Below are 21,109 nucleotides of genomic sequence, written 5' to 3'. Positions count from 1 at the left end.
CGTCCCGCCCGTCATCGCAGCGTGTCCGGGCCGGGGCGCAGGCGCCACTCGATCCTGCGCAGCCCGTGCTCCCATAGCCGGTGCCGCAGCGGGTGCAGCACGAGGTCGAACGAGGGCAGGAAGCTCGTGACCGGGCCGAAGCGCGTCTTGAACTGGCCGAGGCCGTGGAAGGGGTGCGTCTCGTCGTCGAGGCGGTCGGCGGGCGGCGTGCCGGCGAGGTCGAACGCCGTGCAGCCGCGCGCGATGGCGTCCTGCATCGCCGTGAACAGCAGCAGCGGCGCGCCGCCGGCGATGCGGCGGTCGGGGCGCGATCCGCCGTCCTTGTACACGGCGGTGCGGCCGGCGAACGTCACGAAGACTCCCGCCTGCGGCACGTCGCCGTCGTCGTCGAAGCCGAGGTACAGCTGCCCGGTGCCCGCGTCGGCGAACGCCTGCCAGAACCGGTCGTAGTAGGCGCGCTCGCGCATGCCCTGCATGCCCTTGCCGCCGGCGACGGTCTGCATCATCGCGTGCATGCGCTCGCGCGTCGCGGGCGTGACGTCGACGCGCTCGACGCGGTAGCCGTCGCGCTGCGCCTTGCGGATGTGGCGACGGGTCGACTGCGAGAACGACGCGAGCAGCGCCTCGTCGCCCTGCTCGAGGTCGAGCACGACCGTGTGGGTCTGCACCTGCATGTCGCGGCTGGGCTCGAGGCCCGTCGCCTCGAGTCGCGCGACGAGCTCGGGCGTGCGCTCGAGCCTGGGCTCGACCTTCACCACGAGCAGGCCCGGCTGGGCTGCGGCGTACGTGCGCAGCGCGGCGACGATGCCCTCGAGGTCGTCGCCGGTGGGGCCGAGCGGCACGTACCAGTAGCGACCGAGCCACACCCGGCCCTCGAGCGCGAGGACGTGGATCGGGTGGTCGCCGTCGACGACGAGGAACCGCGGCTCGAGGCCGTCGCCTCGCTTGACCTCGGCGAACGCCGACGACTGCACCATGTGCCCGCCGTCGGGGTTCGTGGCGATGAGATCGTCCCAGCGGGCGATCTCGTCGGCGGTCGCAGCGCGCACGAGCAGGGTTCCGGACATCCGTGACAGCCTACGCGAGCGGCGGCGGGGTCGAGGGTGCCGGCGGGACGGGCGGCGCCTCGTCGGCGCCGGGATCGTGGGGCGTCGGCGGCTCGGTGCGCTCGCCCCGCAGCTCGCGCACCAGCAGCATGCCGCCGACGGTCGCGGCCGGGGTCGCGAGCACGGCACCGCCGGGGACGAGGAAGAGCAGGTAGACGGCGAGGCCGAACCCACGTGCGACGTCGGGCGCGCCGTCGAGGAGGCGGCGACGCTCGTCGAGGCTCAGGCCGCGCGCGTCGGCGGGCATGCTCGCGAGCTCGATCGCGAGCGCACGGGAGCCGACGAGCGCGCCGCCGATCCAGCCGGCGAGCGGGCCGACGACGGGCACGAGGCCGAGCACGACGACGACGAGGCCCGTGAGGATCGCGACGCCCGCGAGGCGCAGCCCGTCGTCGACGCCCTTGACGATCGACTGCCACACGGAGGGCTCGACCTCGTCGCGCACGCCGCCGAGCTGCTCCTCGGCCGCACGCCAGATGCGCTCGTAGAAGGGCGCGCCGACGAGGAGGGTGATGGCGGCGAACAGCAGCACGCCGATCGCGCCGGCGCCGGCGACGAGCGCGATCGCGAGCGCGATGCGCAGCAGCGTCGGCCACGGATCGTCCCACCCGTCGGCGAACGGCGTGAGCGCCTCGACGATCGCGACGGCGTTGACGCCGAGGATCACGAGCCCGACGACGAGGGCGGCGCCGACGACGAGCGGCGGCACCATGCCGAGGATCGCGAGGCGCGGGTCGCGCCAGCCGATGCGGAAGCCCGCGGCGAGCAGGGACATGCCGTGCAGGAGGGCTCGGATGCGATGCACGCGCCCATCCTCCCCGACCGCGGCTCCGGATGGGCGGGGAGTCGTGGGCGCGCCGCCGCCTAGGCTCTGCACGTGACCGCCGCGCGACCCATCCACACGGTCGCCGTGCTCGCCGCCGCGGTGCTGTGGGGCACGACGGGCACCGTCGCCCACTTCGCGCCGGCGGGATCCTCTCCCCTGCTCATCGGCCTCGCCACGTTCGGCGTCGGCGGGCTCGTGCTCGCCCTCCTGTCGTGGCGCGCGGTCGCTCGGGTGCTCGCCGACCGCTCGGCGTGGCCGTGGCTGCTCGCCGGCGGTGCGGGCGCCGTCCTCTACCCCACCGCCTACTACCCCGCGATGGACCTCGCAGGCGTCGCGGTCGGCAACGTCCTCGCCCTCGGCTTCGGCCCGATCGTCGCTGCGGCGCTCGAGTGGGTGCTCGACGGCCGACGGCCGACCGCGCGGTGGGCCGTGGCGACCGTGATCGCCGCGGCGGGCGTCGCGCTGCTCGCCGTGGGCTCCGGCGAGTCGACGGCGGGGTCGGATCCGCTGCTCGGCATCGCGCTCGCCCTCGCGGCGGGGGTCGGCTACGCCCTGTACGCGTACGCGGGCGCTCGCCTCATCGCGGGCGGTCGCACGTCGCAGGGCTCGATGGCGTCGATCTTCCTCGTCGGCGCCGTGGTCATGGTGCCCGCCTTCCTCGTGCTCGGCCCCGGGCCGCTCGCGTCGGCGCACGGGATCGCGACGCTCGCGTTCCTCGCGCTCGTGCCCATGGCGCTCGCGTACCTGCTCTTCGGCATGGCGTTGCGCGCCCTCGCCGCCTCGACCGCCACGACCCTGGCGCTCGCCGAGCCGGTCGTGGCGACGCTGCTCGCCGTGCTCGTCGTGCACGAGCGCCTCGGTGCGCTCGCATGGATCGGGCTCGCGGCGGTCGCGGTCGGCATCGTGCTCGTGAGCCTGCCGTCGCGCCGCGGTCGTCTCGCGGCGCCGGCGCGTCCGCCTGCCTGAGCGACGACGCCCGCACGGCGTCAAGGCCCTCGCCGCGCTCCGCGGCGCGCGGCAGCCTGGGGGCATCGACCAGGGAGGGATGGACGCATGCCGAATCCATCGATCAAGGACGAGGGCCTGTACCGCGAGCTGCGCGACGACGGCGCGAGCGCCCAGAAGGCGGCGCGCATCGCGAACGCGGCGGCGCGCGACGGCAGGAAGGCCGTCGGGCGACGAGGCGGGAAGGCCGAGGACCTCGACGACCGCACCGTCCCGGAGCTGCGCGATCGGGCGAGGGAGCTCGGCATCTCCGGCGTCTTCCGGCTGCGCAAGCAGGAGCTCGTCGACCGGATCCGCTCGCACTGATCCTCGCCCGCCCGAGCGGCGCCCTGGCGGTGCAGGATGGGCGCATGCACGACGAGAGCGACGGCCGGCGGGAGTCGACGAACGAGCGGCTCGACCGCAACTGGCAGGACATCCTGCAGGAGCTGCGGGTCGCGCTCACCGGCACGCAGCTCATCTCGGGCTTCCTGCTCGCCGTCGCGTTCCAGTCGCGCTTCGAGGACCTCACCGACGAGCTCGTCGTGCACTACCTCGTGCTCGTCGGCCTCGCCGCGCTCGCGACGCTGCTCGGCCTCGCACCCGTCGCGGTCCATCGGCTGCTGTTCGGCAGGCGGGTGAAGGCCGCCACGGTGCTGCTGGGCGATCGGCTGCTGCTCGCGACGCTCGTCGTGGTGACGCTGCTCGTCATCGGCGTCGCGGCGTTCGTCTTCGAGTTCGTCGCCGGCGGCATCGCCGGGCTCGTCGCGGCGATCGTCGCCGCGGTCGTCGCGAGCGGCATGTGGGCGCTCGGCCTCGGCGCGCGGGCGCGGTCGGGCGACTAGGCGCCGTCGGCCGCGGGCGCCGGGTCGACCGCCGTCGCACGCGGCGCGCCCGCGACGGCCGACGACGCGTCGGAGGCCGCGTGGGCACCGCGATCGCGGGGCATCGCGAGCGCCGCGACGAGGACGAGCACCGACAGCACCGCCGTGCCGACGAAGACGACCTGCGAGGCCGAGACGATCGTGGCCGGGTCGGTCGCGTCGCCGCCCGCCGCGTCGACCGTCGCGTTCGCGAGCGCGCCGAGGACTGCGGCCCCGATGGCCTGGCCGATCGAGCGCGAGAACATCTGCGCGCCGGTGACGACGCCGCGCTCGGACCAGTCGACGCTCGCCTGCGCCGCGACGACGCTCGGCACGGCGGTGAAGCCGAACCCGAGCCCCACGAGCAGGCACAGGGCTCCGACGATGAAGGGCGAGGGGATGCCGGCGAGCGCCGCGAGCCCGCCCGCGCCGACGACGAGGATGACGCCGCCGATGATCGTCGTCGACCGGAAGCCGATGCGCAGGTACAGGCGGCCGGACAGCGACGCGGCGATGGGCCAGCCGATCGTGAGCGTCGCGAGCGCGAGGCCCGCCCAGATGGGCGCGAGCCCGATGGATCCCTCGAGGTAGGTCGGCACGTACGCCGTCAGCCCGATGAGGCCGCCGCCGATCGCGAGCCCCATGAGGGCCGTGACGCGCAGCAGCCGGCGCGTGAGCAGCAGCGGCGGCAGGATGGGCTCCGCCGCACGCCGCTCGACGAGGACGAACGCCGCGAGCAGCGCGGCGCCGACGCCGAGGATGGCGATCGAGATGGGCGACGCCCACGCCCACGCGCGGCCGCCCTCGAGCACGCCGAGGATCAGCAGCGACAGCGACGCCGTCAGCAGCAGGGCGCCCGGCCAGTCGAGCCGATGCCGGGTGCGCTCGACGCGCTCCCGGAAGCGCGTGACGACGAGCCAGGCCGCGAGGAGGCACAGCGGCACGTTGACGAGGAAGATCCATCGCCAGGCGTCGAGCTGCGCGAAGATGCCGCCGAGCGTCGGACCGACGACGGCGGAGATCGCCCAGACGCTCGCGAGGTAGCCCTGCACGCGCGAGCGCTCCTCGAGCGAGTAGACGTCGCCGACGATCGTCATCGACACCGGCAGGATCGCGCCGGCGCCGATGCCCTGCACGAAGCGGAAGGCGATGAGCGAGGGCATGTCCCAGGCGACGCCGCACAGCAGCGAGCCGACGAGGAACGCGGCGATGCCGAAGAGCATGACGGGCTTGCGGCCGATGGTGTCGGCGAGCTTCGCGTAGATGGGCGTCGTGACCGACGACGCCAGCAGGTAGATGGAGAAGAGCCAGGGGAAGGACGCGAACCCGCCGAGGTCGTCGACGATCGTCGGCACCGCGGTCGACAGGATCGTCGCGTCGATCGCGACGAGCCCCGTCGAGAGCATCATCGCCAGCAGCAGCGGGCCGCGCTCGGAGCGGAGGCCGACGGCCGAGGGCGCAGCGCTGGGAGAGCTCATCACGAGGGCGAACCCCGCCTGCGTCCGCGGCATTCCGCGCCGTCGGCGGGTCGCGATCCGATCTCAAGGCCTTGTCGAAGGTTGGCGCACGGGCCAGAGTGGGCACATGCGGGCGATGTGGAAGGGCTCGATCGCGTTCGGGCTCGTGAACGTACCGGTCAAGCTGTACTCGGCGACCGAGACCCATGACGTGCGCCTGCATCAGGTGCACGACGCGGACGGCGGTCGGATCCGGTACCAGCGCAAGTGCGAGGTGTGCGGCGAGGTCGTCGCGTACGAGCACATCGACAAGGCGTACGAGGAGGACGGCAAGACCGTCGTGCTCCGCGACGAGGACCTGAGGTCCCTCCCGGTCGAGCGCAGCCGCGAGATCGAGGTCGTGCAGTTCGTGCCCTCGAAGCAGATCGACCCCATCCGCCTCGAGAAGTCGTACTACCTCGAGCCGACGGGATCGGCGCTCAAGGCGTACACGCTGCTGCGGCGCGTGCTCGACGAGACGGCCCGCACCGCGATCGTGCGCATCTCGATCCGGCAGCGGTCGCGCCTCGCGGTGCTGCGCGTGCACGACGACGTGCTCATGGTGCAGACGATGCTGTGGGACGACGAGATCCGCGCCGCGGAGTTCTCGAGCCTCGACGAGCGGCCGCGCATCCAGGCGAAGGAGCTCGATCTCGCGAAGGCGATCGTCAAGGAGCTCTCGGGCGACTTCGCGCCCGAGGAGTACGAGGACGAGTACCAGGTGCAGCTGCGCCAGCTCGTGCAGGCGAGGCTCGAGCAGGGCGACGCGATCGACACCGCCGCCACGTTCGGCGAGGAGGCCGAGGAGGCCGAGGTGCTCGACCTCATGGAGGCGCTCCAGCGCTCCGTCGAGCGTCGCAAGGGCGCCAAGGCCAAGGACGCCAAGGCCAAGGACTCCGGCGCCACGCGCTCGAAGTCCGCCTAGGGGCGCGACGATGGCCGAGCAGAGCGTCCGCGTCGGCGGCCGCATGCTGGGGGTGTCGAACCTCGACAAGGTGCTCTACCCCGACGCCGGCACGACGAAGGCCGACGTCATGGCGTACCTGCAGGAGGTCGCGCCCGCGATGCTCCCCCACGTGCGCGACCGGCCCGTGACGCGCAAGCGCTGGGTGCACGGCGTCGGCACGGCCGACGACCCCGGCGAGGTCTTCTTCGTCAAGGCGCTCGAGCAGGGCGCGCCGTCCTGGATCCCCCACCGTCCCATCGAGCACAAGGATGGGCCGAAGGAGTACCCGCTCGTCGAGGACGCGGCGACGCTCGCATGGCTCGCCCAGATGGCATCCCTCGAGCTGCACGTGCCGCAGTGGCGATTCGGGCCCGACGGCGCGCGCCGCGACCCCGATCGCCTCGTGCTCGACCTCGACCCCGGCGAGGGCGCGGGCCTGCCCGAGTGCCAGGAGGTCGCGCTGCGGGCGCGCGAGCTGCTCGTCGACATGGGCCTGCGCCCCCTGCCGGTCACGAGCGGATCGAAGGGCATCCACCTCTACGCCCGGATCGACGGGCTCGACGCGACGAGGGCCTCGGCGCTCGCGAAGGCCATCGCCGTCTCGCTCGAGGAGCTGCACCCGGACCTCGTCGTGTCGTCGCAGCGCAAGACGAGCCGCGTCGGCAAGGTGCTCGTCGACTGGAGCCAGAACTCCGGCGCGAAGACGACCGTCGCCCCGTACTCGCTGCGCGGACGCCCGACCCCGACGGTCGCCGCGCCGCGGACCTGGCGGGAGATCGAGTCGGACGGGCTCGCGCAGCTCACGTACGAGGAGGTCCTCGCACGCGTCGCGCGCGACGGCGACCTGCTCGCGCCCCTCGCCCCGCCGCCGATGGTCGACCGGCTCGCGGTGTACCGGCAGAAGCGCGCGGCCGACCGCACGCCCGAGCCCGTCCCCGACGAGGCGCCGCAGCCGACGTACGGACGCTCGTTCGTCATCCACGAGCACCACGCGTCGAGCCTCCACTGGGACCTGCGGCTCGAGCACGACGGCGTGCTGCTGTCGTGGGCGATCCCCAAGGGCATCCCCACCTCCGGCGAGAAGGATCGCCTCGCGGTCCGCACCGAGGACCATCCGCTCGAGTACGGCCGCTTCGAGGGCGTCATCCCCAAGGGCGAGTACGGCGCCGGCGAGATCCGCATCTGGGATGCGGGCGACTACACCGTGAAGGACTGGGATCCCGCGCTGCGGGCCGTGACCCTCCACGGGCGTCCCGACGGCGGCCTCGGCGGCGCGCCCGTGCGCATCGCCCTCGTGCAGACCGACGGCGACCAGTGGCTGTGCCATCGCATGCGCCTGCCCAGCGCCCCGGCCGAGCGGTCGCAGCGCTCGCGCGGCGCCGCCACCGCACCGAGGAGCCTCGACCCCATGCTCGCGTCGACCGCGACGCTCGCCGACGTCGGCGACGGCTGGGTGTTCGAGCCGAAGTGGGACGGCTGGCGCGCGATCGTCGTCGTCGACGGCGACGACGTGCGCCTGCGCTCCCGCAGCGGGCAGTCGCTCACGGAGGGCTTCGGCGAGCTGCGCGACCCCATCCGGCAGGCGGTGACGGCCGAGCGCGCCGTGCTCGACGGCGAGCTCGTCGCGGGCGCCGGCGGCGGCGACTTCGCGTCGCTGCAGGGCCGGCTCGGCGATCCGCGGCGGCGCGGCAGGGCCGTGGATCGCGGCGAGCCGGTGACGCTCGTGCTGTTCGACGCGCTCGAGGTCGACGGCCGCTCGCTGCTGCGCCTCCCGCTCGCCGAGCGCCGCGAGGAGCTCGAGCGCGTCGTCGTGCCCTCGGACCGCGTCGCGATCACCGAGCAGCTCGTCGGCAGCACGTCGGCGATCGTCGAGGCCTCGCAACGCCTCGGCATCGAGGGGCTCGTCGCGAAGCGCCTGCGAAGCACGTACCAGCCGGGCGCGCGCAGCGACGACTGGCGGAAGGTCGTCCACGTGCGCACGCACGAGGTCGCCGTCGTCGGCTGGCTGCCCGGCACGGGATCGTCGGGACGCACGTTCGGGTCGCTCGTCCTCGCGGCGCCGACGCCGGACGGCGGCGGGCTCCGCTACGCCGGCCGCGTCGGCACGGGGTTCTCCGCCCGCGACCGCGCCGTCATCCGCGAGCGGCTGCCCGACCTGACGCGCGCGTCGCGCGCCGTCGCCGACGTGCCGGCCGACGTCACCCGCGCCATGACGTGGATGCGCGCCGCCGTCGGCGAGGTGCGCTTCACGGGCGTCACGGAGGCTGGGTCGTTCCGCCAGCCGGTCTGGCGCGGCCTGCGCGCCGACAAGTCCCTCGACGACCTCGAGCCGCTGCCTCCGCGCTGATGCGCGCCCGGCCTGCCGCGCCCGGCCTCGGATGCGCGTGGCCTACGCTCGCTCGCATGCGCGACCGCCGGGCCTCGACCGCGTCGGCGCAGCGTGGCCGTGCGCTCGGGCGGGCATGGTTCGGCGTGCAGGCGCTCGCCGGAGCCGCCTGGTGGATCGGCGTGCTGGTCTCCCCCGCCGTGCAGGACGCGACGCTCGGCACGCTGCCTGCGGCCGCCGTCGCCGCGTTCGACGTGCCGCTGTTCGTCCTCGCCTCCGCCATCGCCGCCGCCGGCGTCCGATGGGCGGCGTGGCTCGCGACCGCATGGACGTGCCTCGTCGCCGTCGGCATGGCCGGCTACGCCACCGTGACGCAGCTCGCCGGCCTCGGCGCCGTGCTCATGCTCGCGGCCGCGGCGGCGAGCGTGGCCGCCTGCCTGCTCCTGGTGCTCGGCCGCATCCCCGGCGGGCTCGTGACGCGCGGCCCGTTCGCCTTCGCGCTCGCTCCGCTCGGCACCACCCGCACGCACGTCGCCCGCACCGCGCGTCAGATCGTCGTGTTCTGGGGCAGCGCGCTCGTCGTCGCCCCTGCGATCATCGCGCTCGTCGAGCTGCGGTGGCGGCTGCGGCTCGACGCGCCGCCCATCGTCCAGGCGCTCGGCGTCGTCCTCCTCCTCGCCGCGAGCGCCCTCGGCATCGCGTCGGCGCGTGCGCTCTCGACCCTCGGCGAGGGCACGCCGCTGCCCTCGGCCCAGACGCGCCGCCTCGTGGTCGCCGGCCCGTATCGCTGGGTGCGGAACCCGATGGCGATCTCGGGACTCGCGCAGGGGGTGGCCGTCGGGCTCGCCATCGGCTCGTGGATGGTCGTCGCATGGGCGGCCGCCGGCTCGCTCGTCTGGAACCACGTCATCCGGCCCGAGGAGGAGGCCGACCTGCTCGCGCGCTTCGGCGACGCGTTCGCCGACTATCGCGACCGCGTGCGCTGCTGGGTGCCGCGCACGCCCACGGCATGAGGCGTCCGCGCCACGCCCTTCCGTCCGGCGGCGACCCGGCGTAGCGTGCGACGCGGAAGGGACACATGCCATGAGCGAGAAGTTCGTCGACGAGATGGGCCGGCTGGTGCAGGGGCCGCAGAGCGCCTCCCCGCTGCCCGACACCGAGTGGATCGAGGACGATCCCGTGACGCACGAGCGGCCGGTCGTCGCGGAGGACGAGGCACGACCCGTCGGCGACGGGGGGCCCGACATGCGGGACGAGCAGCCGGGCCACGACACGGCGTCGAACACGGACGTCGAGCGCTAGCGGCCTCGAGCGCCGATCGCGGCCGTCGCCCTCGGGCGGCGGCCGCTCGTGCGTCGACCGCCCGGACGTCAGCGCGCGGCGAGGAGCGCCGGCAGCTCGCGGTTGATGCGCGCGGCCCAGCCCGGCCCCTCGTACACGAACGCCGAGTAGCCCTGCACGAGCGTCGCGCCGGCCGAGAGGCGCTCGGCGACGTCGGCCGCCGTCGTGACGCCGCCGACGGAGACGACGCACACGTCGGCGGGCAGCACGCCGCGCAGGATGCGCAGCACCTCGAGCGAACGCGCAGCGAGCGGCGCCCCGGAGAGCCCGCCGGCGCCGGCGCGCTCCACGAGCGCCGCATCGGACGCGAGCCCGTCGCGCGCGATCGTCGTGTTCGTCGCGATGACGCCCGCGAGGCCCAGGCGCTGCACGAGCGCCGCGACGCCCGCGATCGCCGCGTCGTCGAGGTCGGGGGCGATCTTCACGAGCACCGGCGTCGTGCCGGCGGCGTCGCGCACGGCCTCGAGCAGCGGTGCGAGCCGCTCCTCGTCCTGCAGGCCGCGCAGGCCGGGCGTGTTCGGCGACGACACGTTGACGGCGAGGTAGTCGGCGACGGGCGCGAGGAGCCGCGTCGAGACGAGGTAGTCGTCGATGGCGTCGTCGACGTCGACGACGCGGCTCTTGCCGATGTTGACGCCGATCACCGGCCGCGATCGGGCGGCGCGTGCGGCGCGGATGCGCTCGGCGGCCCCGGCCGCACCCTGGTTGTTGAAGCCCATGCGGTTCACGAGCGCGCGGTCGGCGAGCAGCCGGAACAGTCGCGGCCGGTCGTTGCCCGGCTGCGGCACGGCCGTGATGGTGCCGACCTCGACGTGGCCGAACCCGAGCGCGCCGAGGCCGACGATCATCGAGGCGTCCTTGTCGAAGCCCGCGGCGAGGCCGAACGGCGTGGGGAACTCACGGCCGAGCGTCCGCACGCGCAGGCTCGCGTCGGCCCGCACCCCCGGACGCAGCATCCCCGCGGCTCGCACGACGGCCGCGCCGAGGTGATGCGCGCGCTCGGCGTCGATGCGGGCGAGCACGTGCCGGTACAGCGGCGCGTAGAGGCCGCTCACGCCTGCACCTGCGTGCCGTCGTGGTCGCGTCGCAGGCCGTCGATGGCCGACTCGAAGTCCTCGAGCGACTCGAACGCCTGGTAGACGCTCGCGAACCGCAGGTAGGCGACCTCGTCGAGCTCGCGCAGCGGCGGCAGCACCGACAGCCCGATGTCGTTCGCGTCGACCTGGCTCACGCCCGTGGCGCGGATGGCCTCCTCGACGCTCTGCGCGACCGTCGCGAGGTCGGCGTCCGTCACCGGCCGACCCTGGCACGCCTTCCGCACGCCCTCGATGACCTTGTCGCGGCTGAACGGCTCGACGACACCCGAGCGCTTCACGACGAGGAGGCTCGCCGTCTCGGTCGTCGTGAAGCGGCGGTCGCAGCGCGGGCACTGCCTGCGGCGGCGGATCGTGAGGCCGTCGTCCGACGATCGCGTGTCGACGACGCGCGAGTCCGGGTGCCGGCAGAACGGGCAGTGCATCTAGAGCCTCGCTCGGATCGCCTCGGCGTGGGCGGGGAGGTCCTCGCTCTCGGCGAGCGCCACCACGGCGTCCGCGATGCCGCGCAGGCCCTCGAGGTCGTAGCGCACGACCTGCTGCGGGCGCAGGAACGTCTGGGCCCCGAGGCCCGAGACGCGCGCGGCCTGGCCGCCGGTCGGCAGCACGTGGTTGGAGCCGGCGGCGTAGTCGCCGAGGCTCACGGGGGTCGCGGGCCCGACGAAGATCGCGCCCGCGTTGCGGATGCGCGCGACGACGGCGTCGTCGTCGGCCGTCATGATCTCGAGGTGCTCGGGCGCGTACGCGTCGGACACGGCGATCGCGTGGTCGAGGTCGGCGACGATGATCGCGGCCGACTGCTCGGCGGCGAGCGACACGCGCACGCGCTCGGCGTGCGGCGTCGCGGCGACGCGCGCCTCGAGCGCGACGTCGACGGCATCGGCGAGCGCGACGGAGTCGGTGACGAGCACCGCGGCGGCGAGCTCGTCGTGCTCCGCCTGGCTCACGAGGTCGGCCGCGACGAGGTCGGCGTCGGCCGTGGCATCGGCGATCACGAGGATCTCGGTCGGTCCCGCCTCGGAGTCGACGCGCACGTGGCCGGCGACGACGCGCTTCGCGGCGGCGACGAACACGTTGCCGGGGCCCGTGACGACGTCGACGGCGTCGACGACGCCCGGCACGCCGTACGCGAGCGCGCCGATGGCGCCCGCGCCGCCGGCGGCGAGCACCTCGTCGATGCCGAGGAGCGCCGCGGCGGCGAGGATCGTCGGGTGCGGGAGGCCGCCGTGGTCCGCCTGCGGCGGGGAGGCGACCACGATGCGCTCGACGCCCGCGACCTGCGCGGCGACGACGTTCATGACGACGCTCGAGGGATAGACGGCCTTGCCGCCGGGCACGTACACGCCCGCGCGCGCCACCGGCATCCAGCGCTGCTCCACGACGGCACCCGGCGCGAGGGTCGTCGTGACCGCCGGCGGCACCTGCGCCGCCGTCGCGAGCCGCACGCGGGCGATCGCGGTCTCGAGCGCGGTGCGGACCGCGGGGGCGAGGCCCGCGAGCGCGGCGTCGAGCGCGGCCTGCGGGACGCGCAGCGCGGCCGGACGCACGCGGTCGAAGCGCTCGGCCTGGTCGAGCAGCGCCTCGGCGCCCTCGACGCGCACCGCCTCGACGAGCGTGCGGGCCGCCTCGAGCGCCCGGTCGACGTCGTTGGCCGCGCGAGGCAGCTCGGGGACGTCGGCGCGCGCGGACAGGTCGAGTCGTCGCAGCATGCCTCCAGGGTATTGCGCCGCGCGCACGTGCCGGGACGCCGTCGCCGCCCGAGCGGTCACACGAGCGCGGCGGGCCCGAGCAGGCTCTTGAGCTCGCCGAAGAGCGCCGACGAGATCTGCACCTGGTGCTGGAGGCGGAACACGCGCGCCGCGCCCGGCCGCTCGAGCCGCAGGCGCACGTCGGTCGGGCCCGCATGCCGCTCGAGCACGGCCTTGAGGTCGCGCGTCGTCGCGAGCGTCGCGCGCCGCTCCATGAGGCGCAGCTCGAGGGGCTTCGTCTCGTCGACCGGCATGACGTCCGGGAACTCGACGTGGTTGGCGTGCAGGGTGAAGCCCTCGTCGCGCGTGCGGAAGCGACCCTTCACGACCGCGATGCGGTCGGCCTGCAGCTCGTGCTGGAACGCCGTGTACGTCTTCCCGAGCACCATGACGTCGACCTCGCCGCCGAAGTCCTCGATCGTGAGGATGCCGTACGGGTTGCCGGACTGCCTCGCGACGCGATGCTGCGCCGTGGTGATGAGCCCCGCGACCGTGACGGTGTCGCCGTCCTCGCAGTCGTCGACGAGCGACTGGATCTGATGGCTCGCGTGCTTCGCGAGCTCGAGGTCGAGGCCGGCGAGGGGATGGTCGGAGACGTAGAGGCCGAGCATCTCGCGCTCGAAGGCGAGCTTGTCGCGCTTGGCCCACTCGGGCCGGTCGGGCACCTGCTCGGCCTGCTCCTCGACGTCGAAGAGGTCGCCGAAGAGGTCGACCTGCCCGTTCGCCTCGCGGCGCTTCGTGTTCGCCGCGTCCTCGACGGCCTGCTCGTGCACCTCGAGCATCGCGCGCCGCGTCGCGCCGAGCGAGTCGAACCCGCCTGCCTTGATGAGCGACTCGACGACGCGCTTCGAGACGACGCCGAGGGGCATCTTCTTGAGGAAGTCGTGGAACGTCGTCGCGGATCCCTCGACCTCGCGGGCGGCGACGAGCTGGTCGACGACGTTCGCGCCGACGTTGCGCACCGCGCCGAGCCCGAAGCGGATGTCGCCGCCGACGGCCGTGAAGCGCAGCGAGGACGTGTTGACGTCCGGCGGCAGCACCGTGATGCCCATGCGGCGGCACTCCGACAGGTAGATCGCCATCTTGTCCTTGGAGTCGCCGACGCTCGTGAGCAGCGCGGCCATGTACTCCGGCGCGTAGTGCGCCTTGAGGTAGGCCGTCCAGTAGGAGATGACGCCGTAGGCGGCCGAGTGCGCCTTGTTGAAGGCGTAGTCGGAGAACGGCAGGAGGATCTCCCACAGCTTCTCGACCGCGGACATCGAGTAGCCGCGGTCCTGCATGCCCTGCGAGAACCCGGCGAACTGCTTGTCGAGCTCGGACTTCTTCTTCTTGCCCATCGCGCGGCGGAGGATGTCGGCCTCGCCGAGCGTGAAGCCGGCGACCTTCTGCGCGATCGCCATCACCTGCTCCTGGTAGATGATGAGGCCGTACGACTCCTCGAGGATCTCGGCGAGCGGCTCCTCGAGCTCGGGGTGGATCGGCGTGATCGGCTGCGCGCCGTTCTTGCGCAGCGCGTAGTTCGTGTGCGAGTTCGCGCCCATGGGGCCGGGGCGGTAGAGCGCGATGAGCGCCGAGATGTCCTCGAAGGAGTCGGGGCGCATGAGGCGCATGAGCGAGCGCAGCGGCCCGCCGTCGAGCTGGAAGACGCCGAGCGAGTCGCCGCGCGTGAGCAGCTCGTAGGCGCCGCGGTCGTCGAGCGGCAGCAGGTCGAGGTCGATGGTTTCGCCACGGTTCGACACGATGTTGTCGAGCGCGTCGGAGATGATCGTGAGGTTGCGCAGCCCGAGGAAGTCCATCTTGATGAGGCCGAGGGCCTCGCAGGTGGGGTAGTCGAACTGCGTGACGATCTGGCCGTCCTGCTCCCGCTTCATGATCGGGATGATGTCCATGAGCGGGTCGGACGACATGATGACGCCCGCGGCGTGCACGCCCCACTGGCGCTTGAGGTTCTCGAGCCCGAGCGCCGTGTCGTAGACGGTGCGCGCGTCGGGGTCGGCGTCGAGGATGGCGCGGAAGTCCGCCGCCTCCTTGTAGCGCTGGTGCGACGGATCCGTGATGCCCGACAGCGGGATGTCCTTCGCCATGATCGGCGCGGGCATGGCCTTCGTGAGGCGCTCGCCGAGGCCGAACGGCTGCCCGAGCACGCGCGTGGCGTCCTTGAGGGCCTGCTTCGACTTGATCGTGCCGTAGGTGACGATCTGCGCGACGCGCTCGGTGCCGTACTTCTCGGTGACGTAGCGGATGACCTCGCCGCGGCGACGATCGTCGAAGTCGACGTCGAAGTCGGGCATCGAGACGCGGTCGGGGTTGAGGAAGCGCTCGAAGATGAGGCCGTGGGCCAGCGGGTCGAGGTCGGTGATGCGCATGGCGTACGCGGCCATGGAGCCGGCGCCCGAGCCACGGCCGGGACCGACGCGGATGCCGTTGTCCTTCGCCCAGTTGATGAAGTCGGCGACGACGAGGAAGTAGCCGGGGAAGCCCATCTGGGCGATGACGCCCATCTCGTAGTCGGCCTGGCGCTGCACGTCCTCGGGCACGCCGGCCGGGTAGCGCCGCAGGAGGCCCGTCGCGACCTCCTCGCGGAACCAGGACTCCTCCGTGTGCCCCTCGGGCACCGGGAAGCGCGGCATGTAGTTCGCCTTGGTGTCGAACTGCACGTCGCAGCGCTCGGCGATGAGGAGCGTGTTGTCGCACGCCTCGGGATGCTGCTGGAAGATGTGCCGCATCTCGGCGGCCGACTTGAGGTAGTAGCCCTCGCCGTCGAACTTGAAGCGCTTCGGGTCGTGCAGCGTCGTGCCCGACTGCACGCACAGGAGCGCCGAGTGCGCCGTCGCGTCGGACGCGTGCGTGTAGTGGAGGTCGTTCGTCGCCACGAGCGGGAGGTCGAGCTCCTTCGCGAGGCGCAGCAGGTCGCCCATCGTGCGGCGCTCGACGTCGATGCCGTGATCCATGATCTCGGCGAAGAAGCTCTCCTTGCCGAAGATGTCCTGCAGCTCGCCCGCGGCTCGCTTGGCCTCGTCGTACTGGCCGAGGCGCAGCTTGGTCTGCACCTCGCCGCCGACGCAGCCCGTCGTGGCGATGATGCCGTCCGAGTAGCGCGCGAGCAGCTCGCGGTCGAGACGAGGCTTGAAGTAGAAGCCCTCGAGCGACGCGAGCGACGCCATGCGGAAGAGGTTGTGCATGCCCGCGGTCGACTGCGCCAGCAGCGTCATGTGCGTGTAGGAGCCGCCGCCCGAGACGTCGTCGCCGCCGGCGTCGTCGCCCCAGCGCACGCGCGTGCGGTCGCCGCGGTGCGTGCCCGGCGTGACGTACGCCTCCATGCCGATGATGGGCTTGACGCCCACGGCGGTCGCCTTCGACCAGAAGTCGAACGCCCCGAAGACGTTGCCGTGGTCGGTCATGGCGATGGCGGGCATGCCCTGCTCGGCCGCCGCCTCGACGAGCGGGCCGATGTGCGCGGCACCGTCGAGCATCGAGTACTCGGTGTGGACGTGGAGATGCGCGAACTGCTCGGCCATAGGGCCCCCATGCTACGAGCGACCACCGTCGCGACACGATCCGAGCGCCATGCCGGCGCCGATCGCGGATCAGCCCTCGAGCACCTCGAGCGCGTGGCGCAGGTCGGCGGGCGGCTCGCTCGTCGACTCGAGCCACTCGCCGGAGCCCGGGTGCGTGAACCCGAGGCGCACGGCGTGCAGCCACTGGCGCTCGAGGCCCAGGCGCGCCGAGAGGGTCGGGTCGGCGCCGTACATCCCGTCGCCGAGGCACGGATGCCGCTGCGCCGCCATGTGCACGCGGATCTGGTGCGTGCGGCCCGTCTCGAGGTGCACCTCGACGAGGCTCCCGTCGCGGAAGGCCTCGAGGGTCTCGTAGTGCGTCACGGCGTGCTTGCCCGAGGAGACGACGGCGAAGCGCCACTCGTGGCCGGGGTGCCGGCCGATGGGGCCGTCGATCGTGCCGCGGAGCGGATCGGGCCTCCCCTGCACCGCCGCGTGGTAGACCTTCTCGACCTCGCGGTCGTGGAACTGCGCCTTGAGCGACGCGTAGGCGCGCTCGCTCTTCGCGACGACCATGAGGCCGCTCGTGCCGGCGTCGAGCCGGTGCACGACGCCCTGCCGCTCGGCGGCGCCCGACGTCGAGATGCGGTATCCCGCCGCGGCGAGCGCGCCGACGACCGTCGGACCGGTCCAGCCCATCGACGGATGCGCCGCGACCCCGGCGGGCTTGTCGACGACGACGAGGTCGTCGTCGTCGTGGACGATGCCCAGGTCGGGCACGGGGATGGGCTCGATCGTCGGCTCGCGACGCGCCTCCCAGCGCACCTCGAGCCACGCGTCCGCCCGCAGCCGGTCGGACTTGCCGAGCTCGCGGCCGTCCTGCCGCACGCCGCCGGCCTCGATCGCCTCGGCGACCGCCGTGCGCGACAGGCCGAGCACGCGCGCGATGCCCGCGTCGGCGCGCTGGCCGTCCAGCCCGTCGGGCACGTGGAGGGAGCGCTCCTCCATCAGTCCTCGCGGCGCGCGGCGGTCGGCTCGGCCGCGGCCTCGCCGGCGGGCTCGTCGCCGGCCGTCGGGGCGTCCGGCTCGTCGGTGCGACGCACGCCGTCGAGCCCCACGCCGCGCAGCACGAGCAGGATGAAGCCCGCCATCGAGCACACGACGAAGATGTCGGCGACGTTGAAGATCGCGGGGAAGCCCCACACCTGGATGAAGTCGATGACGTGGCCCTGCAGGCCGCCGGGCTCGCGCACGAGGCGGTCGGTGAGGTTGCCGACGACGCCGCCCAGGAGCGCGCCGAGCACGATGGCCCAGGCGCGGGAGCGGATGCGGCGCGCCTGCACGACGATGAAGATCGCGACGGCGGACGCGATGATCGTGAAGATCCACGTCATGCCCGATGCGAGCGAGAACGCCGCACCCGGGTTGCGCACGAAGTGCCACTGGAGCACCTCGCCCAGCACCGGGACGGGGCGTCCCTCGGGCAGCGTCGCCAGCACCCACTCCTTCACGAGGAGGTCGACGCCCCACACCGCGACGGCGATGCCGAACAGCAGCCCGAGGAGGCGCCAGGCGACGCCGCGCGCGGCGGACACCTACTGCTGCGCGGGCGCGGACGAGCCGCCGAACGCGAACGCCGTGCGGTCGAGGTCGCGGAGCTGGCTCTCGATGTAGCCGCGCAGGCGCAGACGGTAGTCGCGCTCGAACGTCTTGAGCTCGTCGATCTTCGTCTCGAGCTCGGCCTTCTCGAGCTCGAGCTGCGTCTTCGTCGCGTCGAACTCCTTCTCGAGATCGGCACGACGCCGCGTCGCGGCCTCCTCGACCTCGGCGGCCTGCGTCTCCGCCTGGGCGACGAGCTCGTCCTTGCGGCGCTGGCCCTCGGCCACGTGCTCGTCGTGCACGCGCTGCGCGAGGGCGAGGAGGCCCTCGGGCGAGACGGACGAGGAGGGCGTCTCGGGCGCGGCCTGCGCGGCGGGCGCGGGCGCCTCGACGACGGGCTCGGGCTCGGGCGCCGGCGCCGATGCGACGGGGGCGACCTCTGCCGTGGTCGCGGCGGGGGCGCCGGACTCGAGCTCGGCGACGCGAGCCTCGAGGCGCTCCTTCTCGGTGGTCAGCGCACGGAACTCCGCGACGATCTCGTCGAGGAAGTTGTCGACCTCGTCCTGGTCGTAGCCGTCGCGGAACCGCGTGGTCTCGAACGTCCTGTTGACGATGTCGTCCGGCGTCAGTGCCATCGTGCAGCCTTTCCTCTTCGGATCGGAGTCCACTGTAGTCCGCGGCCCCGGGGGATGAATCGCGCGGCAAGCCTAGCGGGCCGCGCGGGGAGCCTCAGGCCAACGCGCTCACGACCGAGCCCGAGATCACGACGACGACGAGCACGAGCGCCATGACGGCGATCATAGACAGATCGAGCATCGCACCGCCGATGCGCACGGGCTTCACGATCCGGCGCGCGACGCGCAGGATCGGGTCGGTGAGCGTGAGGATCGTGACCGAGACCATGAGCCAGAAGCCCTTGGGCTTCCAGTCGCGGCGGACCTGCCGGACGACGTCGAGGATGACGCGCGACCACAGCACGTAGAAGAGCACGTTCGCCGCCACGTTGACGGCGAGGGCGACGAGCTGCACGTCAGTGCGCGAAGGCGTCGGTCTCGCCGACCTCCATGCGACCGCCCGCCACCGCGATGTGCTCGGGCGTCAGGAGGTAGACCTTGGTCGTCACGCGCTCGATGCGGCCCTGGAGGCCCTGCGTGAGACCTGCGGAGAAGTCGATAAGACGACGTGCGTCGCCATCGGTCATCTGCGAGAGGTTGATGATGACGGGGGTGCCGTCGCGGAAGGCGCCGGCGATCTCCTGCGCATCCTTGTACTGGCGCGGGTGCACCGTGAGGATCTCGTGCATGGCTCCCACCTGCTGGGCTGCGGGGCGCAGCGGCGCGACGGCGCGCGGCTTGGGCTCCGGACGCGGCTCGCGGCGGTCGGCGCGCTCGTCGCGCTGCTCCGACTCCGAGGCGCGCACGGCGGGCGACTCCTGGGTCAGCTCGTCCTCTTCGGCGAAGCCGAAGTACACGGCCGCCTTCTTCAATGCGTTGCTCATGCGATCCTCCCGATCTGCATCCAGGCTACGGACTGGATGGCCGTTCTCCCGTGATTGCGGTGCCGATCCGCAGGTGTGTCGCGCCGTGCTCGAGCGCGACGCGCCAGTCCTGCGACATGCCGGCCGACATCCATCTGGCCTCGGGCGCGATCGCCCGCACGCGCTCGGCGTGGCCGGCGAGGCGTGCGAAGGCCGATGCGGGCTCCTCGTCGAGCGGCGCGATCGCCATGACGCCCAGCAGGCGCAGGGCCGGCGACGCCTCGACGTGCTCGGCGAGCGCCTCGAGGGCGTCCGGCGCGACGCCGCCCCGCGCGGGGTCGTCCGTGAGGTTGACCTGCACGAACGCGTCTCGCACGGGGATCTCGAGCGGCGTCTCGCCGCTGCCGAGCGCGTCGACGAGGTCGACGGAGTCGATCGAGTGCAGCACGTGGGCGTAGCGGGCGACCTGCCGCGCCTTCTTGCGCTGCAGCTGCCCGACGTAGTGCCACGTCAGGTCGAGGGCCTCGAGCCCCGCGGCCTTGTCGCGCGCCTCGGGGTGCCGCGACTCCCCCATGTCGCGCTGGCCTGCGGCGGCCAGCTCCTCGACGAGGGATGCGGGGTGGAACTTCGTGACGACGACGAGCGTCGCGTCGGCGCCGTGGGGCGCCGACGCGATCTCGTCGCGGATGGCTGCGAGCCGCTCGGCTGCCGTGCGCATCCGGTCTCGCCTAGTGGCGCAGGAAGTCGGGGAGGAACTCGTCCTCGTCCTCGTCGCTGTCCGAGAGCGGCTGCACGGGTCCCGTGAGGTGCTGCGGCACCTCGGGCGTCGGGCCGGCGTGGCGCCCCGCGGGCTGTCCCTCCGGCGCCTCGGCCGCTGCCGCGGCACCGGCTCCCGCCGCACCGCCCAGGCCCATGTCGCGCGCGGGCGTCGTGCGGAGCACCTCGTCGTCGGTGCGCACGAGCGGCACGCCGCCGTCGAAGCCGGCGGCGATGACCGTGACGCGCACCTCGTCGCCGAGCGTGTCGTCGATGACCGTGCCGAAGATGATGTTGGCCTCGGGGTGCACGGCCTCCTGCACGAGCTTCGCCGCGTCGTAGGTCTCGTGGATGCCGAGGTTGCTCGACGCCTGGATCGAGAGCAGCACGCCGTGCGCACCGTCGATCTTCGCCTCGAGGAGCGGGCTCGCGACGGCGAGCTCCGCGGCCTTGATGGCGCGGTCGGCGCCGCGCGACGAGCCGATGCCCATGAGGGCGCTGCCCGCACCCTGCATGACCGACTTGACGTCGGCGAAGTCGACGTTGATGAGGCCAGGCGTCGTGATGAGGTCGGTGATGCCCTGGACGCCCGCGAGGAGCACCTGGTCGGCGGTCTCGAAGGCCTCGACCATCGAGATGCCCATGTCGGAGATCTCGAGCAGGCGGTCGTTCGGCACGACGATGAGCGTGTCGACCTCGTTCTTGAGCGCCTCGACGCCCGCCTCGGCCTGCGCCTGGCGGCGCTTGCCCTCGAACGAGAACGGCTTCGTCACGACGCCGACGGTCAGCGCGCCGAGGCTCTTCGCGATCCGCGCGACGACGGGTGCGCCACCCGTGCCGGTGCCGCCGCCCTCGCCCGCGGTGACGAAGACCATGTCGGAGCCGGCGAGGGCCTCCTCGATCTCCTCGGCGTGGTCCTCGGCCGCGCGGCGTCCCACCTCGGGGTCGGCGCCTGCGCCGAGGCCCTTCGTGAGCTCGCGGCCCACGTCGAGCTTGACGTCGGCGTCGCTCAGCAGCAGCGCCTGCGCGTCGGTGTTGATGGCGATGAAC

General features: G+C 73.3%; 21 protein-coding genes. 7 read left to right on the top strand and 14 right to left on the bottom strand.

Going from position 1 to position 21,109, the window contains the following annotated elements; genetic code table 11:
- Window positions 1-11: 11 nt before the first annotated feature.
- Window positions 12-1,067, bottom strand: coding sequence for a lipid II:glycine glycyltransferase FemX (locus tag ABD249_RS11825; RefSeq protein WP_344343777.1), 1,056 nt, complete (start codon window positions 1,065-1,067; stop codon window positions 12-14).
- A gap of 10 nt (window positions 1,068-1,077) precedes the next feature.
- Window positions 1,078-1,911, bottom strand: a complete 834-nt coding sequence (locus ABD249_RS11820; protein WP_344343775.1) for an EI24 domain-containing protein — start codon at window positions 1,909-1,911, stop codon at window positions 1,078-1,080.
- Between the two features lie 72 nt (window positions 1,912-1,983).
- Here ABD249_RS11820 and ABD249_RS11815 point away from each other — a divergent pair, with 72 nt between their 5' ends.
- The 3 genes from ABD249_RS11815 (at window position 1,984) to ABD249_RS11805 (ending at window position 3,761) form a co-directional block, all read left to right on the top strand.
- Window positions 1,984-2,898, top strand: coding sequence for a DMT family transporter (locus ABD249_RS11815; protein WP_344343773.1), 915 nt, complete (start codon window positions 1,984-1,986; stop codon window positions 2,896-2,898).
- An 87-nt stretch (window positions 2,899-2,985) separates the two neighbouring features.
- On the top strand, window positions 2,986-3,243 hold the full coding sequence (locus ABD249_RS11810; protein WP_344343771.1) for a Rho termination factor N-terminal domain-containing protein: 258 nt from the start codon (window positions 2,986-2,988) through the stop codon (window positions 3,241-3,243).
- A 44-nt stretch (window positions 3,244-3,287) separates the two neighbouring features.
- Window positions 3,288-3,761, top strand: a complete 474-nt coding sequence (locus ABD249_RS11805; RefSeq protein WP_344343769.1) for a DUF6328 family protein — start codon at window positions 3,288-3,290, stop codon at window positions 3,759-3,761.
- On the opposite strand, the gene ABD249_RS11800 is transcribed toward ABD249_RS11805, so the two are convergent.
- Complete coding sequence (locus ABD249_RS11800) at window positions 3,758-5,257, bottom strand: MFS transporter (protein WP_344343767.1); 1,500 nt, start codon at window positions 5,255-5,257, stop codon at window positions 3,758-3,760. The two genes, ABD249_RS11805 and ABD249_RS11800, sit on opposite strands and share 4 nt — an antisense overlap.
- A 106-nt stretch (window positions 5,258-5,363) precedes the next feature.
- Between ABD249_RS11800 and ku the strand changes: the two genes are divergently transcribed.
- The 4 genes from ku to ABD249_RS11780 all read left to right on the top strand — a co-directional run bounded on the left by ku (window position 5,364) and on the right by ABD249_RS11780 (window position 9,849).
- Window positions 5,364-6,200, top strand: coding sequence for a non-homologous end joining protein Ku (gene ku, locus ABD249_RS11795; protein ID WP_344343765.1), 837 nt, complete (start codon window positions 5,364-5,366; stop codon window positions 6,198-6,200).
- A 10-nt stretch (window positions 6,201-6,210) separates the two neighbouring features.
- Window positions 6,211-8,568 carry a non-homologous end-joining DNA ligase gene (gene ligD, locus ABD249_RS11790; protein ID WP_344343763.1) on the top strand — a complete coding sequence of 786 codons (2,358 nt, stop codon included), beginning with the start codon at window positions 6,211-6,213 and terminating at the stop codon, window positions 8,566-8,568.
- Window positions 8,569-8,624: 56 nt separating this feature from the next.
- Window positions 8,625-9,560: a methyltransferase family protein gene (locus tag ABD249_RS11785; RefSeq protein WP_344343761.1), complete on the top strand. Its 936-nt coding sequence runs from the start codon at window positions 8,625-8,627 to the stop codon at window positions 9,558-9,560.
- Between the two features lie 70 nt (window positions 9,561-9,630).
- Entirely contained in the window at window positions 9,631-9,849 is a 219-nt protein-coding gene (locus tag ABD249_RS11780; RefSeq protein WP_344343759.1) for a hypothetical protein, read from the top strand.
- 68 nt (window positions 9,850-9,917) lie between these two features.
- On the opposite strand, the gene ABD249_RS11775 is transcribed toward ABD249_RS11780, so the two are convergent.
- From ABD249_RS11775 to ftsZ, 11 genes are all read right to left on the bottom strand, one after another.
- Window positions 9,918-10,943: a quinone-dependent dihydroorotate dehydrogenase gene (locus ABD249_RS11775; protein ID WP_344343757.1), complete on the bottom strand. Its 1,026-nt coding sequence runs from the start codon at window positions 10,941-10,943 to the stop codon at window positions 9,918-9,920.
- Window positions 10,940-11,407 (bottom strand): transcriptional regulator NrdR, encoded by a 468-nt coding sequence (gene nrdR, locus ABD249_RS11770; RefSeq protein ID WP_344343755.1) that lies wholly within the window; start codon window positions 11,405-11,407, stop codon window positions 10,940-10,942. The genes ABD249_RS11775 and nrdR overlap by 4 nt, the downstream gene beginning before the upstream one ends.
- Complete coding sequence (gene hisD / locus ABD249_RS11765; RefSeq protein WP_344343753.1) at window positions 11,408-12,691, bottom strand: histidinol dehydrogenase; 1,284 nt, start codon at window positions 12,689-12,691, stop codon at window positions 11,408-11,410.
- Window positions 12,692-12,747: 56 nt separating this feature from the next.
- Window positions 12,748-16,248 (bottom strand): DNA polymerase III subunit alpha, encoded by a 3,501-nt coding sequence (dnaE, locus tag ABD249_RS11760; RefSeq protein ID WP_344343751.1) that lies wholly within the window; start codon window positions 16,246-16,248, stop codon window positions 12,748-12,750.
- 69 nt (window positions 16,249-16,317) lie between these two features.
- Window positions 16,318-17,235, bottom strand: coding sequence for an RluA family pseudouridine synthase (locus ABD249_RS11755; protein WP_344343749.1), 918 nt, complete (start codon window positions 17,233-17,235; stop codon window positions 16,318-16,320).
- The gene (lspA, locus tag ABD249_RS11750) at window positions 17,235-17,822 is read right to left on the bottom strand and encodes a signal peptidase II (RefSeq protein ID WP_344343747.1); all 588 of its coding nucleotides are present in this window, start codon (window positions 17,820-17,822) and stop codon (window positions 17,235-17,237) included. Before lspA ends, ABD249_RS11755 begins: the two co-directional genes overlap by 1 nt.
- Window positions 17,823-18,461 carry a DivIVA domain-containing protein gene (locus ABD249_RS11745; RefSeq protein ID WP_344343744.1) on the bottom strand — a complete coding sequence of 213 codons (639 nt, stop codon included), beginning with the start codon at window positions 18,459-18,461 and terminating at the stop codon, window positions 17,823-17,825. It abuts the gene before it with no gap.
- 94 nt (window positions 18,462-18,555) lie between these two features.
- On the bottom strand, window positions 18,556-18,855 hold the full coding sequence (locus tag ABD249_RS11740) for a YggT family protein (protein ID WP_344343742.1): 300 nt from the start codon (window positions 18,853-18,855) through the stop codon (window positions 18,556-18,558).
- A 1-nt stretch (window position 18,856) separates the two neighbouring features.
- Complete coding sequence (locus tag ABD249_RS11735) at window positions 18,857-19,324, bottom strand: cell division protein SepF (protein WP_344343740.1); 468 nt, start codon at window positions 19,322-19,324, stop codon at window positions 18,857-18,859.
- 25 nt (window positions 19,325-19,349) lie between these two features.
- Complete coding sequence (locus ABD249_RS11730) at window positions 19,350-20,021, bottom strand: YggS family pyridoxal phosphate-dependent enzyme (protein WP_344343738.1); 672 nt, start codon at window positions 20,019-20,021, stop codon at window positions 19,350-19,352.
- Between the two features lie 10 nt (window positions 20,022-20,031).
- Window positions 20,032-21,109: cell division protein FtsZ (gene ftsZ / locus ABD249_RS11725; RefSeq protein WP_344343736.1), on the bottom strand; the 1,078-nt coding region annotated here is incomplete at its 5' end.

Origin of the sequence: Agrococcus versicolor, assembly GCF_039531815.1 — a bacterium.
Lineage (GTDB): Bacteria > Actinomycetota > Actinomycetes > Actinomycetales > Microbacteriaceae > Agrococcus > Agrococcus versicolor.
This window is presented reverse-complemented; position numbering and strand designations above follow the sequence as displayed.

Excerpts from the sequence above, each read along its gene's own strand:
- ABD249_RS11730 (WP_344343738.1), bottom strand. The coding sequence starts at position 20,021 with ATGCGCACGGCAGCCGAGCGGCTCGCAGCCATCCGCGACGAGATCGCG.
- ABD249_RS11785 (WP_344343761.1), top strand. The coding sequence starts at position 8,625 with ATGCGCGACCGCCGGGCCTCGACCGCGTCGGCGCAGCGTGGCCGTGCG.
- ABD249_RS11755 (WP_344343749.1), bottom strand. The coding sequence starts at position 17,235 with ATGGAGGAGCGCTCCCTCCACGTGCCCGACGGGCTGGACGGCCAGCGC.
- ABD249_RS11780 (WP_344343759.1), top strand. The coding sequence starts at position 9,631 with ATGAGCGAGAAGTTCGTCGACGAGATGGGCCGGCTGGTGCAGGGGCCG.
- ligD (WP_344343763.1), top strand. The coding sequence starts at position 6,211 with ATGGCCGAGCAGAGCGTCCGCGTCGGCGGCCGCATGCTGGGGGTGTCG.
- ABD249_RS11805 (WP_344343769.1), top strand. The coding sequence starts at position 3,288 with ATGCACGACGAGAGCGACGGCCGGCGGGAGTCGACGAACGAGCGGCTC.
- nrdR (WP_344343755.1), bottom strand. The coding sequence starts at position 11,407 with ATGCACTGCCCGTTCTGCCGGCACCCGGACTCGCGCGTCGTCGACACG.
- ABD249_RS11825 (WP_344343777.1), bottom strand. The coding sequence starts at position 1,067 with ATGTCCGGAACCCTGCTCGTGCGCGCTGCGACCGCCGACGAGATCGCC.
- hisD (WP_344343753.1), bottom strand. The coding sequence starts at position 12,691 with ATGCTGCGACGACTCGACCTGTCCGCGCGCGCCGACGTCCCCGAGCTG.
- ku (WP_344343765.1), top strand. The coding sequence starts at position 5,364 with ATGCGGGCGATGTGGAAGGGCTCGATCGCGTTCGGGCTCGTGAACGTA.
- ABD249_RS11810 (WP_344343771.1), top strand. The coding sequence starts at position 2,986 with ATGCCGAATCCATCGATCAAGGACGAGGGCCTGTACCGCGAGCTGCGC.
- ABD249_RS11745 (WP_344343744.1), bottom strand. The coding sequence starts at position 18,461 with ATGGCACTGACGCCGGACGACATCGTCAACAGGACGTTCGAGACCACG.
- ABD249_RS11735 (WP_344343740.1), bottom strand. The coding sequence starts at position 19,324 with ATGAGCAACGCATTGAAGAAGGCGGCCGTGTACTTCGGCTTCGCCGAA.
- ABD249_RS11800 (WP_344343767.1), bottom strand. The coding sequence starts at position 5,257 with ATGAGCTCTCCCAGCGCTGCGCCCTCGGCCGTCGGCCTCCGCTCCGAG.
- dnaE (WP_344343751.1), bottom strand. The coding sequence starts at position 16,248 with ATGGCCGAGCAGTTCGCGCATCTCCACGTCCACACCGAGTACTCGATG.